Raw genomic sequence first — 17,170 nt, 5'->3', positions numbered from 1 at the left:
AATTATTTGTTAATAGAAGACTTGTTTAACTATTGTATAACAACGTTCACATTGATTTAAAAACCTTCTTTATATATTGCAAACATCAAATATTACTTACTAACGTTTTTATAATTCCAATATTGACAAGCAATGATTAATACAAATAAATGTATAGCCACCCCAAGACGGGCGTGGGTATTTACTAGTACCTAGTAGAAAGATCTTAATCTTCTAATAGTTCAAATCACCATACCTATTGAAGATTAATTAGATAATTAGAATTAGTATAAAGATCTAAAAGGAATCAATTCCTTAAAGTTTATCCCTAAAGAAAGCATTTTCAGTTAAAAGGATCTCTTAAAATAATCTTAGTATTCATAGTTGAATTTCTCAGAAGGCAGAGCTTCTCAAAGCTTTGAGTTTTACTGTTCAATCTGATTGTCAGTAGATTCAAAAGTAGAGTCGTAATGCTAGGTTTGTTGTTGTACTCCTAGATTGGTTTAGTGTGGGTTCGACTCCCACACTAGGAGTTTTTTATATTCATAAAAGTAGAATGAATAGGCATTTAATTATCCTACACTTTAATGTCAATTCATATGTATTGTTTGCTCTGAATATGAAAATAAGTCTTGGTACAAGCTAAAACCTCTTTGAGATTTTTAGTTGGCATTTATCCGCCTCGTTATTTATAATAATGAAATGGGGAGGGAGCGTACACCCTAAATTTTATCAAGAGAATTATATAACCGGAAATGAATCCTGACATGGTGTTTTGAGGTAGTTCGATTCTGCCTTTAGGAGCAATACACTATAGAGTTTATTAGATAGGCATAGACTTTTAGACTGTGTTTATTAACCCCTAGATCGGTATCACGTATTTTTTCGATTTTAACGTGCAAAGGTTCAACTCCTTTGCTAGGGGCATCACCTTTTGTTTAATAAAAAAGTTATAAATGAAATGTTGAAAAATATTCTATTCATAATAAGTCTGTCTTTAGTATCACTTGTCTGTTCAGATAAGCAAAATGATACTTACCAAAGTAGGGGAACCATTAATATTAATTTTATTCAAGATGTAGAGGAAAGTGTAGTTATCTCTTCGGTTTTGGAATATGGTTTTATTGTTATCAACCATGAGAAAATTAGAATTGATGCGCTAGAGCAAGGCATAGACCTCCCTGAAGGAGAATACACTTTTGACTATATGGAATTCAGGTATTCAATAGCAGATCATAAGTTTACAATGATTGATAAATCAATTCCTTTTGAGGTAAAAGCAAATGAGATAACAACTATAAACCTCAATGTTGTTGAAGACTTTGACGGAGGTGAACTATCACTTGAAGTGGCTTAATAAACAAGTTTTAATGTTCAGACGATTAGTATGAATATCAATAAAGTTATGATTTCATTTTTACTATTCTGGCTTCTGATATTTGTGTTTTTGCTTTTGAAAAGCTGTGATTTTAGAGTCAGAAGGTTGGAACGTAGAAGATTATTGGAGAATACAGAACTACATCTATCACTTAATACAGCTCATTGATCAAATTGGTCAAATTTTGAGTAAATATCTTTGTCAATTAATCTAAAAAAAGGCATTCCTTTTAATTAAGGAATGCCTAAATACTTTTTATTAAATTAGTATTAGTGCCAACTATTCTGTTTTCGTGATTTTAAAGTTATCTCATCAGGGACGAAACTTATATTTGAAATGCGAGAGTTTGAAGATATATTTTCTAGGTTGTATATACTTTCAATCTCAGTTTCATTCAACACTCTTGAGTATATTCTTAAGTTATCTATACTTCCAAAAATTCTACCTTTATTTTCATTGTAACCATACCAACTATCAATTAAATTACAGGCTACTCTAAACTTTTCGTTAGTTGTGTTGCTAGAGGAGAATTGATTTGATGTTCTAGACTTTAATTCTCCATTTACATATATACTTAATGAATCAGAAGAATAAGTAATTGCAGCTTGATACCATTGATCTTTTGACACCACAACATTTGTAGAGACTTTAGAACGACTACTAGCAATCCCTGTTTTGATCATATTATCATCATTATCTACATATAGGTAAATATCACTTTCATTACTATGATTATTACTAGTTAAGAAAAATGCATCGTCTTTATTTGAAGGGAGTTGATCTAGTTTAAACCATATGGAGAAAGTCCAATCTTCAGTAACTGGGTTTATAGATCTATTAAAATCCATGTAGTGACCATTTCCATTAAAGTTTAAAGCTTGATTGCTATCTCCTTTTATATCTGATGAATAGGAAGTCTGAGATAGAATTACTTGATTATTATTACCACTTATATCATTTACATTTCCTGAAAATATATAATGATTAGTAAGGTCACTTACAATATCTAATCTTACTGTTGTGAACTGACTTATAAATTCATCTGACATTTTTGTATCATCAAGAGCTTTAAGATTTGATTTTATATTAATGGTGTAGCTTGATAATGATTTCAGTTCCTCTAGAGGGCGTATAGTAATAGAATTGTCTTTTTCATTATAGCTAAGACTGGTTGATACTATTTCATTTTTGAGACTTAAATAAATTGTATTTAAGCTAATACTAGCAGGATCAAGTTTTTTATTGAAAAAGATTTTTATTTCTGTATCATTAGATAGGTCTTTTTGTTGATCATTCGGATATACCATCATGACTTTCAAGTCTATAAGTTTGTTGATGTAGTGGTCAAACTTAGGTATTTGAATGTCATATCCAAGAGATGTATATCTAGTTTTTAGATTATTAGCTATTTGTGAAGGATTTAAAGTTTCTGAGTTTTCTTTTATTTGTCTTAAAATAAGTTCAGAATCAATTTTCCCATCCTCTTTAAAATCTACAGAAAACTTTGAAATGAATTCAGATAATTGAGCAATTGTATTTTGACCTTGAATGATGGATGAAATAGCAATGAGTATTGCAGCTTCATTATTGGTAGAGCTAAGATCCATTTCATTAAATGAATGAAGAGTATTTTCTTCAATATCAAATACTTTTAATAATTCAAAAGTAGCTTGAGATTTTGCATCCCTAAATGTGTAGCCATACTCTTCAATAAGACTAATGATTCGATCTTTTGTTAAGGTAGTGAGTATATTAATATTTGCTGTAGTACCTTCTTTGACCTCTAAAATAGATCGTAAATATAAACTAGAATTTGAAAGGTCTCCAGATACTTCATTGAAATAGTAACCTTGAGCTATTATTTCGATAAAAGGAGAGGATATTTTAGGTCTTATTGCAAATGAACCAAAATCATCTTGAATAATAGTATTAAAAGAAAGCCCAGTAGGAATGAAGTTTTCATCTAATTCTTGAATTGTAATTGGAGAACCTGAAACATATGGTCCTTTTTGTACGAGTCCTCTTACTTGATAATCATAGACTTTTTGTGTATTGTATTTTTCAGTACAAGAAAAAAGAGTGAGTGAAAATAAATAAAAAAATAAAAAGTGTCTACCCATGATTTTATTATAAATTGTTAAAGCATTAAACTAAAATGCAATTTAACAATTCTTTATTTAATGATGTTATCTGTATCGTGTAAAAAAAGGCATTCCTTTTAATTAAGGAATGCCTTGTTCTATTTTCTAAGAATTAGTCTTCTACAGAATATCGATAAGGATATTTGTAGCTTCTTGGATGTAATCATCTTTTTCTAAAGACTCTTTCCATCTATCTTCAGACTCTTTTTGAATTTTAGCAAACTCTTCTTTCTCTTGTTCAGAAGTCGCTGAGAATTCTTTTGATTGAGGATCTTTCAATATTGTGAATTCATAACCTTCTAGCTTTTCTTGGAATTTCTCAAGTTTATCAGACTCTTCTTTCAGTTTCTCTTGTCTGTCAGCGTACTTTTTATAATTCAAAGATTGAAGTGTATTCTCTCTTTCTGCAGCCAATTGTTCACCACCTCTTACAAGTTCTTCGAAGAAAGGATTTTCTTTCTGACGTTTTTGACTCTTCTTATCAAGAGATTTAAGATCATATTTATCTTTATTCCAAGTTTTGTACTCAGCAGATTTAATCTCATCCCAAGGAAGAACATAAGGTAGTTTTCCTTCACCCACATCCATGTATGAGTAGATGTCTGGAATAGTGATATCAGGTTTTACACCTTCCACTTGAGTCGCGCCACCATTGATTCTGTAATACTTTTGAATTGTAAGTTTCAAAGAACCAAGAGGTTTGTAGTCAGCATAATAGTCGTTCAACAGGAAGTCAAGGTCAATAAATCTCTGTACAGAACCTTTACCGTATGTTTGTGCTCCAACAACAATTGCTCTTCCGTAGTCTTGCATTGCAGCAGAGAAAATTTCAGTAGCAGAAGCACTTAATCTATTTACCATTACTACTAATGGGCCGTCATAGATTGCAGGTCTCGCAGGAGCTGTGTGAACTTCAATTTCATCATTACGTCCTTTCACTTGAACAACAGGGCCTTCACCAACAAATAGACCAACCATTTCGATCACATCTTGCAGTGAGCCACCTCCATTGTTTCTTAAGTCAAATACAATTCCTTCAACGTTTTCAGCTTTCAATCTTAAAAGCTCTCTCTCAACATCTGTCGCACATCTTCTTCCGCCTCCAGCTTGATTGAAGTTAACATAGAAGCTAGGAAGGTTGATTATACCAACTTTCTTACCTTCTGGTGTAATTGATATCGCTGATTTTACATATGATTCTTCGAAAACCACTACATCACGAATGATTGGGATAACAGTGATTCTACCATCTGGTTTTCTTACTGTAAGTTTAACCTCAGTACCTTTTTTACCTCTGATCAACTTGATGGCATCATCAAGTAGCATATCTTCAATAGAAACTGGCTCTTCTTCTCCTTGAGCTACTTTAATGATAATATCTTCCTCTTTTAACTCTCCTTGTTTCCAAGATGGGCTACCAGGTACAATTCTTACAACTTTAACTTCGCCTTCTGTTTGAGTCAGAGATGCTCCAATTCCTTCAAGTTGTCCAGACATTCCGATATCAAAATCTTGTTTGTCTTTTGGTGGGAAATAACTTGTGTGTGGGTCGTAAGTACTGATGGCAGCATTTAGGTAGTTTGCAACTCTTTTATCACGAGTCATTCTATCTAAACGAACGAAGTAATCATCATAATTTTTCTTGATGCTTTCTCTAGCCTCTTTCTCGATAGTTTCTAACGATTTTTCTTCAAAATCTTTTCCTTCCTTTTCGGCTGTTTCTTTCGCTTTATTTTGGTCTTCAATTCTTCCAGCATAACGAGTAAGAACGGCATACTTTAAGAATTTTCTCCAACGCTCTCTTAATTCTTCAGAGTTTTTTGCGTAAGCTCTTTTATCTGATGAAGTTTCAAAATCTTCCTCAATGGAAAAATCAAAAGGTGAAGAAAGAATCTCTTCTGTATATTTTTTGATTTCTTCAGTACGGCGTTTATAAATTTCTTCAGCATTATCTAAAAATGGAACATTACCAAAGTTGATATCTTCATCTATTTGGTCTTTATATGCGCTAAGCTGCTCTATATCTGATTCAAGATAGAATCTTTTATTAGGGTCTGTTTGCTTAAAGTATTCCTTAAAAGAAGCTTCAGAAAAAGAATCATCTATCTTTTTGGGCTCATAGTGGACTTTCTCAAGTCCCATAAATAGAAGTTGCTTTAAGAGTTTTTCTTTGGTGACTGTATCTCCATCTCCCTCAAATTGAGAATAATTAAATCCGACTCCTAGCAAAGCCCCAATAAGGAGTAACGGGATGAAAACTGATAGTAACTTTTTCTTCATTTTATGTTTCTTTGTCAAATATTATCGATCAAGAAATGCTCACTTCGTCTGGAAACAACTGTGGTCATTGAATGTGAGCTAGAATTGCTAACTATTTGTCTAATTAGACTATGGTGTTAATCAATAAATATAATGCAGATAATAACAGAACTATATCTATTTAAACAATTTTAACTCAGCTGTTTTATGTATTTAAAAAGGTTTTTCTCCATTTATTCCTATTCACGTTTCTATACATGAATAACAAATGTGAGTTCCTTTTTAATGTGAAGCTTGATAGTTTTTCTCTCCAGCTTCTACTTTTGTGGCAAGTCTATTTTCTCTGAGAGGTATAGGACAATTATATCCATCTTTATAAGCACAATAAGGGTTATACGCTTTATTGAAGTCTATAGTTGTTTGGAGCTGTCCTTTTTTTAATCCTTCAATATTTATATAACGGCCTCCTCCATAAGTTTCTTCACCACTTGTTAGGTCAGTAAATGCTAAAAAGTAATAATTGAGCATAGCATTGGCTTCAGGTTTTAGAAGAATCAATTCATGATCGTTTCCATTTAAGCTAAAATGTGCTGTTACTGCTTTCTTAAAATATTTCTTTTTACCCGATGAGGTAGGTACTGCTATTCTTTCTGCATTATCATTCCAATCTAGGCGTGCATTTACTTTGTACTGTAAATTAGGTGAGAAGTATGAGAGCCCTTGGAAAGTTGAGTCATTGTAAAAAGGCTCGTAATCTGTGGCTTGTAATCCTTTAACTTGATCGTCTCTATATTTAAGGATTTCAGTATTAAAAGCTTCTTTTTCCTCAGGAGATGCATCATTATTTTGTCCTAAAAAAGTATATGCGATAGCTGCTAAAATTGCTAAGCCTACAATTAGTTTCTTATTCATAGCTTGTTTCTTTTTACTTGTATACTGAATCTAGTTTAGTTTTAGAAACCTAATCATAAAAGTTGGATTATCAAAAGCTATAATATGCCTTCATCTGCAAAACTGAAATATTTGTGATTTGAAAAAATAAGGTGATCAAGTACTGGGAGGTCTAAAAATTCTCCACTTTTCTTCATTTTTTTAGTGAGTTGTATATCTGCTTGACTTGGTTGGATGTTTCCAGATGGATGATTATGAACAAGAATGAGTGAACAAGCCCCTTCAACTTGAAGAGCTAATTTAAAAACGAGTTTAGGATCTGCGACTGTTCCAGCAACGCCACCTTTGCTAATTTGAATAGTTCTTAAAACATGATTAGCTCTACTCAAAACAACAATCCAAAATTCCTCATGCATAAGATCCATCAAATGAGGAGTCATAAGTTCAAAAGCAGCTTTAGAAGATTTTATTTGCGGTTTTGACTTTTGTTTTTCTCCCTTCCGTCTTCGACCTAGTTCAAGTGCACTCAAAATGGTAATAGCTTTAGCCTCTCCAATTCCATCTATTTTAGTGAATTCAGCTAAAGAAAGTGTGGCTAAATCATCTAAAGAGTGATCAACAGAACTTAAAATGTCTTTGGCAATATCCAAAGCTGAATAAGAAGCTCTTCCATTTCGGATTAAAATAGCGAGTAATTCAGCATTGGAAAGAGATGATCGCCCTTTTAAAACAAACTTTTCTCTAGGTCGATCTTCCTCTGCCCAGTTTTTAATGCTTTGATGATTTTTTTCGAAATAATTCATCTATTCTTCCTTTTTCATATGGATAACTCTTTGAGGGAATGGAATTTCAATATTTGCTTCATCGAGTGCTATTTTGCATTTTTCATTCAGATCAAAAAAAGTAGGCCAAAGATGTTCAACTTTCGTGAATACCCTTGCAATTAGGTTAACAGAACTATCAGCTAATTGTGAGACAATAACTGTTGGGGCTGGTTCATCTAGACTATTCGGATGATTTGAGATAACATCTAATAATACTTTTTTAGCTTCTCCGATATTTGCATCATAAGCAATCCCAATACTTATATCGCAACGAACAGTACCTCTTTCAGTATAATTAGTGATGATTCCATTTGACAAAGGAGCATTGGGAATGATAACTTTTCGGTTTTCAGGAGATGCGATGATGGTTGTAAAAAGTCCGATTTCAATGACTTCACCCATTTGCCCTTGAGCTTCTATAAAATGACCTTTTCTGAAAGGGCGAAGAATCAAAATAATTAAGCCTCCTGCTATGTTTGAAAGAGACCCTTGAAGAGCTAAACCCACGGCTAAACCAGCAGAACCAAGTAATGCAATTATAGATGTAGTTTCAATTCCTAGCTTACTGATAACGGCTAAAATAAGAACAATTTTCAGTAAGAAATTTACGGTGTTTGATACAAAGTCGAGAAGCTCATGATTATCAGTTTTATTTTTGAGTTTATGTTTAACCTTATTTACAATCCAGTTGATCACAATCCAACCGAAAATAAGTATAGCCGCAGCTTCAACTAATACGACGGCATATGCGATAATAAGGTGTTCAGCCTGCTCTAAAAGCTTTGAAGTTTCAAATTCCATTTTTTGTTTTGGGTTAATCTATTTATTAATAATTATTTAAGAAGATTTTGTTTTACTTTGACCAACCGATGAGGGAAGACAGATATTTTTCTTTGAAAGAGTAAAAAATTTAAGATGATGTTCGCATATACAGATCAAACAGGACGTAAGATTTCTTTAGAAAGTGTACCTAAAAGAATTATCAGCCTTGTACCTTCTATGACTGAATTACTTTTTGATTTAGGTTTAGGAGAAAGGGTAGTAGGAGTAACAAAGTTTTGCCATCATCCACTAGAAGCAAAGTCAAGGAAAATAATAGGGGGGACAAAGTCTGTACATTACGATAGAATTCAAGAACTTCAACCTGATCTAGTGATTGGGAATAAAGAGGAAAATACACTTGAAATTGTACAAACCTTAGAGAAGGATTACCCTGTTTGGATTGCAGATGTGAATACTCTTGAAGAACTTTATGAGATGAATACTCTTTTAGGGGAAGTATTAGCTGTAGAAAAGGAAGCAAATGAATTGAATGAAGAAATCAGAACCAATTTTTCTAGCATTGTGAAAAATGAAAATAAAAGTGCTAGAGTTGCTTACCTCATTTGGAGAGAGCCTTATATGGCTGTGGGGACAGATACATTTATCGATAAGATGATTGCTGAATGTGGTTTTGAAAATGTAGTGAAAGAGAGTCGATACCCAGAAGTGAAATTATCTGAGTACAATGATTTAGATGCAATTTTGCTTTCTTCGGAGCCATATCCGTTTAAAGAAAAGCATTTAGAGGAATTGCAAAAAAGCTATCCTAAAACAACAATAAAGCTAGTTGATGGCGAGCTATTTTCTTGGGTTGGAAGTAGAATAAAATACGCTCCAGCTTATTTTAATGATTTAATTAAGGAGTTAAAGTAAGCTCACGAACAAAAGTTTTTATAACTTTAGAACCTAAATTTTGGATCGAATCATAATTAGTGATGGATTATAGAGAGATTGTACGTCAGGAACTCCAAGAGGCACAACAAGTTTTGGAGAATTTTTTAGCCGATGAGCAAAACATTGAGCGTATTGAGACTGCGGCAAAAATGATTGCAGATTCTTTTAAACAAGGAGGAAAAGTACTCTCTTGCGGGAATGGAGGTTCACACTGTGATGCCATGCATTTTGCAGAAGAGTTGACGGGAAGATATAGAGAAAACAGACCTGCTTATCCTGCCATAGCAATCTCAGACCCTAGTCATATGTCTTGTGTGAGTAATGATTTTGGTTATAATGAAATCTTTTCTCGTTACTTGGAAGGTTTGGGCAATAAAAATGATGTTTTGCTAGGTATCAGTACTAGTGGTAACTCTGCAAATATCATTAGAGCTGTTGAGGTCGCTCAAAATAAAGGAATGAAGATTGTATTATTGACGGGTAAAGATGGAGGGAAATTAGCAGGAAGTGCTGATGTTGAAATCCGTGTACCTCATTTTGGATTTGCTGATCGTATTCAAGAAATCCATATCAAAGTGATTCATATCATGATACAATTGATTGAAAAGTACATGGAAGCTTAAATCAATTCATTAAGGTTGGTTTCTAATCAGATATAATTTACCTTTCCAATAGGTAGGAGGGTTGTCAAGAGGTGAACTTGATAGCCCTTTTTTTCATTATAATGCTACATTATGAAGAATTTACTTTTCCTATTGGTGACATTATTGAGTTGTGAGTTTTTGACTGCTCAAGATTTGGATAAAAAAGCTATAAAAGCGATTGAAAATTCGAATCAGAAAACAATTGAAAAGTTGTTTGAAGAAGGAGCATCTGTAAATGCACAAGACAAACAGAAGAAAACCTTACTTTACTTAGCAAGTGAAAGAGGTGACTCTTCTTTAGTGAGCTATCTTCTGTTCAATGGAGCAGATGTTCAATTGGCTGATTTCTCAGAGAATCTTCCAATTCATATGGCCGCTAAAAGTGGAGAAGTAAGCGTAGGGAAGTTATTGTTAGAAAATGATAGTGAGATAAACCCTCAAAATAATCACGGCTATACCCCGTTATTTATTGCGATCAATAACTCGAATACAGATTTTGTGAATTATCTGTTAGATAATGAAGCTGATCGACTTCTAATTGATGAAAATGGAAATCTACCATTCCATCAAGCAATTTTCATAGGCTTTGATACAACCACCTTGTCCCGATTATTGGTACAGGATGATTGGGTAGATCGCCCTAACTATGTTGGTTATACGCCTCTTCATATCACAGTACAAAGAGGAGATTTAAAGACCGCTCGTTTTTTGATAGACCATGGAGCCTCTATAGAACAAAGGGATATTTTGGGTAGGACTCCTTTACATACTGCTTGTAGAAATGGACAATTAAGAATGGCTGCATTTTTAGTTGAATATGGAGGAAAAGTCGATATTAGAGATAAACATGATAACACTCCTCTACATTTAGCTGCTAAACACGGTCATGTCTCTTGTATTAATTATTTGATTAATGAAGGGGCGTATATAAATGTAGCAAATAATGAAGGACGTACGCCAGTACATCTAGCAAGTGAAAATGATCAAATTAGTGTATTAGAGCTTTTTCTAGAAAAAGATATTAATAAAGATGTGAAGGATGAAAAAGGCTTAACACCTCTTCATTTAGCAGCTTTTAAAGGGCATGCTGCAATTGTTCGGATGCTAATAAACAATGATGTCGATATCTTGGCAATCTCTGATATGGGAAATTCAGCCTTACATTTGGCAGCGTTGGGAGGCTATACCGAAATCGTAAATCTTTTACTGAGAGAAGGAGCAAAAGCCAATCAGAAAAATGCAGAAGGGGATACACCTTTACACCTAGCTGCTGTGAGTAATCATGTGGATGTAGCTCAACTTTTGATTAGAGGTGGTGTCGACCGAAATGCCAAGAACTACATGGGTAAAACCGCTGAAGAAATGGCATTTCAACATAGGCAACAAGAAGTGTATACTTATTTAAAATCCTTAAATAGGTAAACAGTTGTCGGTAAAAGTCAAGTTTAGTGTTCTCCACCACTATAAATCCACATAGGTTCTGTTTCACCTGCGCGCTCAAATCCCATTTTCTGATAAAAATCAATTGCTTTTCCATCTGCCGTTAGCATTTGCATATGGAAATCGCCATAGATTTCTTGCATTTTATTCATTATCATTTTGCCAATTCCTTTTCCTTGATATTCTGGGAGTATCAGTAAATGTGGATAATATACGACAAGGTGTCCATCAGAGATTGCATTTCCAATACCTACTAGTTTTTCATTTTCCCAAGCAGAAACTAATCCATGAGAATTGATGAGGGCATTGTAAAGCTTTTGTGGTTTTTGGGCAGCACTCCACTCATTGGCTTTATACAGTTGGATGATATCTTCTAATTTGATATCTCTAGTTTCTGAAATTGTAATTTGTGTCATTAAAAATAAGAATAAAAAATAGTCACTTTGTTAGTCTGAAAAGAGTCGAGTTTTCGTCTTACGATCTTAATATGGATATATTTCAATATCTCCATGTCCAATATACTCGCAGTTTTCTTCAATAACTTTATAATAAACCCTTAGAATATTACCTTTTACATCTATATTTTCCTTTAGCTTGAAACGTATACTTTGATCAGTAATAGAGTCGCCAGAAAAGTATAAGTTGAAGTTTTGATCTACTACACGATAAGAAAATAAGCTTTCATTATTCTTATCTATCTGTAAATTAAAATCAGAAACGATGGGGTTCGGAAACGCTAATATCCGTAACATATCGTTGTTGAGTATACAAGTTTGTTTGGATTCTTCAAAGAGTGCATGTTCTTGGCTATTCCAATTATCAGTAAAGTTCCAATCCGTAGGGTCGATGGAAAGTATATTACCAACTGGATCTCTGTAGGTAAAGCCTTCAAATTTAAATCGAGTATTGTTGTTACTACCGCACGAAGTAAGGAAAAAAGAAGAGACAATGAAAAAAAGTAAAAATCGCATAGTTATATGAAATAAATTTAGTTATGCATTATACTTCATATTTATGAATTTGTCCTAAAATGAATAAAAAAAAGCTGTTTCAAAAGATAGATGATCTACTTTTGAAACAGCTTTTATATTATTGAAGACTTTTGATCTTATTTTTTACGCTCAATCACATAACTAATTAAGTCATGCATTGAGGTACGATAGTCGGACTCCGGAAAGCTATCTAAGATTTTTCGTGCATCAGTAATGTATTGATTCATCACTTTTGTCGCGTAGCCTAAACCATCAGATTTTTTTACAAAATCAATGATTTCATTGATCTTTTTAGGGTCTTCATTATGGTTACGCATCATCTTTCGGATTTTGCGTTGGGTAGATTTATCGGCTTGAGAAAGAGCATAGATTAAAGGTAAAGTCATCTTCTTTTCCTTGATATCTATGCCAAGTGGTTTACCGATTTCATCTGTACCAAAGTCAAACAGGTCATCTTTGATTTGGAATGCCATACCGATTTTTTCCCCCATAAGAGCCGCTTTTTGAACTGTGGCATCATCAGCCCCAGTAGAGGCAACCCCAACAGCACAACAAGCTTCAATCAAAGTAGCCGTTTTCTGACGAATGATTTCATAGTATACATCTTCTGTGATGTCTAGCTTCCTAGCTTTTTCCAACTGAAGAAGTTCACCTTCACTCATTTCTTTGACTGCTTTAGAAACGATCTGAAGTAATTTGAAATCATTATGATCTAAGGAAAGTAATAGCCCTTTAGCTAATAGGTAATCGCCTAGTAGGACCGCTACCTTATCGCCCCAAAGAGCATTCACAGAGAAGAACCCTCTTCGTTGTTCTGAAGCATCGACTACATCGTCATGGACTAAAGTAGCTGTGTGCAACAATTCAATTAGAGAAGCTCCCCTATAACTTGCCTCGGAAATACCTCCAGCAAGACCTGCCGATAGAAAAACCAATACAGGACGAACCTGCTTTCCTTTCTGCTTAAGCATATAGGAAGTGATTTTATCTAGCATCCAAACCTTACTTTTCAGTTCTGCTTTAAATTTTTTTCCAAAAATCTCCATTTCTTTCGAAATCGGATTTTGGATACTTTTCATACTAGCAGCCATTTTATATTTTTTGAGGGTAAAAATCTAAACTCAATAATCTTACATTGGAACGTATACAACCTTTTTCGTCTCGAAGAATTCCTCTTCGTAGATGTCTTTTAGGTCGTAGAAACGATAGTGTTTCTTGAAGTTGGCAAACTCTTCAGTTAAGTCGCCCCCCTTCAAACAGAATAAACCATTTTTTACCTCATGTTGTTGGCTTTTACTGATTTTCTTCTGAACCCATCTATGTAAGATGTCAATAGTTGCAACAGCACGAGTAACGGCAAAATCAAATTCACCCTTAACTTTTTCAGCTCTACATTGCTCTGCAAGCAGGTTATCCAATTTAAGTTCGCTTGCTACTCCATTTACTACACGGATTTTTTTGGCAATAGAATCTACACAGTGAAATTGTGTGTTAGGAAACAGAATTGCTAAAGGAATACCTGGGAAACCTCCTCCTGTTCCAACATCTAAAACTCTTGCGCCGTCATTGAAAGTGACAAACTTGGCAATACTCAACGAATGCAAAACATGTCTTTCATAAAGGTTTTGAACATCCTTTCTAGAAATAACATTTACTTTCTCGTTCCATTCTTTGTACAACTCTTCTAACTGAGCAAATTTATTTGCTTGATCCTCCGTAATATCTGGAAAGTATTTTTCGATGATTTGCATATCAACTGACACTCTTTATGACCTCCATGAATAACTACACAAAGGTAGTAATGTATTTAAACTGCTAATTTATTGAATTATTTTGGGTAAGACTATTCTTGATTTAATAAAAAACCGCAAGAAAATAACTTTTCTTGCGGTTATAAAGGTTCATTCAGTTAAGAATGCTTTAGATAACATTCTTTTTATTTTTTACCAAGTCATACAGTAACTCTCTGGCTCTGTGCAATTGAGCTTTCACAGTTCCTAATGGAGCATTTAATTCTTTGGCTATTTCGTCATAAGATAATTCATCAAAATATCTGAGTTTCACTAAACGCTGATACTTTGGAGGTAGTAAGCTGACAAATTGACGTACAATTTCAATTTTCTGACTTCTTATCGCTTCTTCTTGAGGGTCTCTACCCGAATCTTTAATGTTGAAAGTAACTTCATCGCCATCTTTAGTAGTGATACCCGAGTGAATACTCATAGTATCCAATTTCTTTTTACGGATAAAGTCAATAGTATTATTTGTAGCGATACGGAAGAGCCAAGTACTGAAGGTATAGTCTTTCTTGAACTTATGAAGGTTCTTGAAAGCCTTCGCAAAAGCTTCGATGGTTAAGTCTTCAGCATCATCTACATTTCTGATCATCTTTAGAATAGTATGGTATACAGACTTACGATAACGATTCATAAGACTTGCATAAGCCTTTTCATCGCCTTCAATCGCTTTGTCTATAAGTTCAAAGTCTTCTAAAGCTTTATCAGAAAATTTCTTATTTATTTCCATATTATCTTTTTTGTCAACTGTGAGATGATGCCAATACTTGTTTGATAAAAAGGGAAAAGGAAGTCGAAAATACAAATTTCCCAGATTTTCATTGGCATATCTAAATATTCCCCTCTTCTTTTAATTACCAAAGTTACTAAGCAAAGTCTAATCCCGAATAACAAACATATCACTATGGGATTAATTTTGTGAAAAAATAAGAGAATAAGGCTTAAGCAACTAGTTAAATGGCTGAACGATAATCCTGCCAAAATGATTTTGTCTGCCATTTTGTAATATTTACCTACTGAAAGGTGACGTTTTTTCTGCTTTAGCCATTCATGCCATGACGATTTCGGTACAGAAATCGTGTGAGCATTAGGGTTTACTCGGATTCTCGTATTTTTTGCGGTTGCAATCCGATTGATCAAAAGATCATCATCGCCACTAAGAATTTTTTTGTGTTTTCCATATCCTTCGGAGGTATTAAAAACATCTTTTCTGAAAGATAAATTTCTTCCAACGCCCATATACGGCTTTCCTAATATTGCAAAAGTGATATAATGGATGGCAGTCCAAAGCGTCTCAAACTGGATAACTCTATTCAGAAATCCGTCTTCAGAAAAGTACCTTCCTATTCCTAAAACAATCTGATCATTATCGTTTTGGTAACCGTCGCTCATTTCTTGAATCCAAGAATTAGAAGCAGGAATGCAATCAGCATCGGTAAATAAAAGAGTATTGTAAGATGCTTTAGCTATGGCTGTACTTAGGGCATATTTTTTAGGCACTATATCCGAATGTTGATTTTCGATTTCGACATAGTGAAAATTAGCGTATTTCTCTTCAAATGATCTTAGAATTTCTGAGCTATTATCCGTTGACCTGTCGTTGGCTATGATTACTTCAAATTGTGGGTGATTCTGTTCTAAAATTTTAGGGATAAATGTCCTAAGGTTATGATATTCGTTTCTAGCAGCGATAATGATACTTACACCTTCTGTATTTTGAGAAGTATACTTTTCATCTTTGAAAGGTGTGAAAAGTGTAACTATCCAAAATAGAATTTGAATGCCTAGACTAAAGAAAAATAAATAAGAAACTAATTCGATCATTTAAGGCTGTAATTCAAAAAAGTCAGTTTGTCTTCAATTAAAAGTAAAAAATTAGGGATACACCTAAATGCATCCCTAATATATAAATTGTAAAGTATATTTTCTTAAACGTTGAAACGGAAGTGCATTACGTCACCATCACCAACAATATACTCTTTACCTTCAATTGAAAGTTTACCAGCTTCTTTACAAGCATTCTCAGATTTATATTCAACGTAGTCATTGTATTTGATAACTTCCGCTTTGATAAATCCTTTTTCGAAGTCTGTGTGAATTACACCCGCTGCTTGAGGCGCTTTCCATCCTTTAGTGATTGTCCATGCGCGAACTTCTTTTACACCAGCTGTAAAGTAAGTGATCAAGTTCAATAATGCGTATGATGCACGAATCAATTTATCAAGACCTGACTCGCTAAGCTCATATTCTTCCAAGAACATCGCTTTTTCATCATCATCTTCTAATGAAGAAATTTGCTCTTCCAAAGATGCACAAACCATGATTACCTGTGCATTTTCTGCATCAGCAATTTTTTGAAGTGCTTCAGTGTGTTGGTTACCTGTGTTTACAGATTCTTCTTCAACGTTTGCAAGGTAGATCACTGGCTTAGCTGTAAGCAAGAAAAGATCCGCAACTGTAGCCCATTCATCCTCAGTAGCTTCAATACTTCTAGCGTTATTTCCGCCTTCCAAATGCTCTTTAAACTTAGTAAGCGCGTCAGCTTCTTTTTTAGCTGTTGCGTTTCCAGTCTTAGCCATTTTAGCAGTCTTAGCTAATTTTTTCTCAACAGACTCAACATCTTTAAGTTGAAGTTCCATATCGATTACGTCTTTGTCAGAAGCAGGATCAACTTTACCATCTACATGGACAATGTTGTCATCCTCGAAACATCTGATTACGTGTACGATTGCATCAACTTCACGGATGTTAGCCAAGAATTTATTTCCTAGACCTTCACCTTTGCTGGCTCCTTTTACAAGACCTGCGATATCTACAAACTCAAATACAGTTGGTAAAACTTTTTCAGGATTTACTAAACTTGCAAGTACTTTCAAACGAGGGTCTGGTACAGTAACTACCCCTACGTTTGGTTCGATTGTACAGAACGGAAAGTTAGCAGATTCTGCATTATTGGCACTTGTTAGCGCGTTGAAAAGCGTAGATTTTCCCACATTTGGTAAACCTACGATACCACATTTCAGACCCATTATATTATCTTTAAAACTTTATTTCTAAATAAGATTTCAGATGCTCTACCTAACAAACAATTTTAGTTAGTGCTGATTCTG

At 33.9% G+C, this 17,170-nt stretch carries 16 protein-coding genes; 4 read left to right on the top strand and 12 right to left on the bottom strand.

Features of this window, described 5'->3' with window-relative positions; all coding sequences use genetic code 11:
* Positions 1-940: 940 nt before the first annotated feature.
* Positions 941-1,336: a hypothetical protein gene (locus BC781_RS00285; protein WP_109615252.1), complete on the top strand. Its 396-nt coding sequence runs from the start codon at positions 941-943 to the stop codon at positions 1,334-1,336.
* 290 nt (positions 1,337-1,626) lie between these two features.
* Here BC781_RS00285 and BC781_RS00280 read toward each other — a convergent pair whose 3' ends face one another.
* From BC781_RS00280 to BC781_RS00260, 5 genes are all read right to left on the bottom strand, one after another.
* Entirely contained in the window at positions 1,627-3,477 is a 1,851-nt protein-coding gene (locus BC781_RS00280) for a LamG-like jellyroll fold domain-containing protein (RefSeq protein WP_109615251.1), read from the bottom strand.
* Between the two features lie 141 nt (positions 3,478-3,618).
* Entirely contained in the window at positions 3,619-5,778 is a 2,160-nt protein-coding gene (locus tag BC781_RS00275) for a carboxy terminal-processing peptidase (protein WP_109615250.1), read from the bottom strand.
* Between the two features lie 261 nt (positions 5,779-6,039).
* Positions 6,040-6,669 carry a DUF1684 domain-containing protein gene (locus BC781_RS00270; RefSeq protein WP_109615249.1) on the bottom strand — a complete coding sequence of 210 codons (630 nt, stop codon included), beginning with the start codon at positions 6,667-6,669 and terminating at the stop codon, positions 6,040-6,042.
* Positions 6,670-6,746: 77 nt separating this feature from the next.
* The gene (gene radC, locus BC781_RS00265) at positions 6,747-7,451 is read right to left on the bottom strand and encodes a RadC family protein (RefSeq protein WP_109615248.1); all 705 of its coding nucleotides are present in this window, start codon (positions 7,449-7,451) and stop codon (positions 6,747-6,749) included.
* A complete protein-coding gene (locus BC781_RS00260) occupies positions 7,452-8,273 on the bottom strand; it encodes a mechanosensitive ion channel family protein (protein ID WP_109615247.1) in 822 nt (273 codons plus the stop codon).
* A gap of 114 nt (positions 8,274-8,387) precedes the next feature.
* On the opposite strand from BC781_RS00260, the gene BC781_RS00255 reads away from it, so the two are divergent.
* From BC781_RS00255 to BC781_RS00245, 3 genes are all read left to right on the top strand, one after another.
* The gene (locus BC781_RS00255) at positions 8,388-9,167 is read left to right on the top strand and encodes a helical backbone metal receptor (RefSeq protein WP_317047217.1); all 780 of its coding nucleotides are present in this window, start codon (positions 8,388-8,390) and stop codon (positions 9,165-9,167) included.
* A 62-nt stretch (positions 9,168-9,229) separates the two neighbouring features.
* A complete protein-coding gene (lpcA, locus tag BC781_RS00250) occupies positions 9,230-9,811 on the top strand; it encodes a D-sedoheptulose 7-phosphate isomerase (protein ID WP_109615245.1) in 582 nt (193 codons plus the stop codon).
* A 111-nt stretch (positions 9,812-9,922) separates the two neighbouring features.
* Entirely contained in the window at positions 9,923-11,254 is a 1,332-nt protein-coding gene (locus BC781_RS00245) for an ankyrin repeat domain-containing protein (protein ID WP_109615244.1), read from the top strand.
* A gap of 23 nt (positions 11,255-11,277) precedes the next feature.
* Here BC781_RS00245 and BC781_RS00240 read toward each other — a convergent pair whose 3' ends face one another.
* From BC781_RS00240 to ychF, 7 genes are all read right to left on the bottom strand, one after another.
* A complete protein-coding gene (locus BC781_RS00240) occupies positions 11,278-11,688 on the bottom strand; it encodes a GNAT family N-acetyltransferase (RefSeq protein ID WP_109615243.1) in 411 nt (136 codons plus the stop codon).
* 66 nt (positions 11,689-11,754) lie between these two features.
* Complete coding sequence (locus BC781_RS00235; RefSeq protein ID WP_109615242.1) at positions 11,755-12,243, bottom strand: hypothetical protein; 489 nt, start codon at positions 12,241-12,243, stop codon at positions 11,755-11,757.
* 137 nt (positions 12,244-12,380) lie between these two features.
* Positions 12,381-13,355 carry a polyprenyl synthetase family protein gene (locus BC781_RS00230; RefSeq protein ID WP_109615241.1) on the bottom strand — a complete coding sequence of 325 codons (975 nt, stop codon included), beginning with the start codon at positions 13,353-13,355 and terminating at the stop codon, positions 12,381-12,383.
* A gap of 39 nt (positions 13,356-13,394) precedes the next feature.
* Positions 13,395-14,015: a 16S rRNA (guanine(527)-N(7))-methyltransferase RsmG gene (rsmG, locus tag BC781_RS00225; protein ID WP_109615240.1), complete on the bottom strand. Its 621-nt coding sequence runs from the start codon at positions 14,013-14,015 to the stop codon at positions 13,395-13,397.
* 169 nt (positions 14,016-14,184) lie between these two features.
* Positions 14,185-14,790 (bottom strand): RNA polymerase sigma factor, encoded by a 606-nt coding sequence (locus tag BC781_RS00220; RefSeq protein WP_109615239.1) that lies wholly within the window; start codon positions 14,788-14,790, stop codon positions 14,185-14,187.
* The gene (locus BC781_RS00215) at positions 14,781-15,884 is read right to left on the bottom strand and encodes a glycosyltransferase (protein WP_109615238.1); all 1,104 of its coding nucleotides are present in this window, start codon (positions 15,882-15,884) and stop codon (positions 14,781-14,783) included. Before BC781_RS00215 ends, BC781_RS00220 begins: the two co-directional genes overlap by 10 nt.
* Before the next feature lie 104 nt (positions 15,885-15,988).
* Positions 15,989-17,089, bottom strand: coding sequence for a redox-regulated ATPase YchF (gene ychF / locus BC781_RS00210; protein ID WP_109615237.1), 1,101 nt, complete (start codon positions 17,087-17,089; stop codon positions 15,989-15,991).
* Positions 17,090-17,170 lie beyond the last annotated feature (81 nt).

This window comes from Sediminitomix flava (assembly GCF_003149185.1).
GTDB lineage: Bacteria > Bacteroidota > Bacteroidia > Cytophagales > Flammeovirgaceae > Sediminitomix > Sediminitomix flava.
Note: the sequence above shows the minus strand (reverse complement) of the source record. Positions and strands in the feature narration are given on the sequence as shown.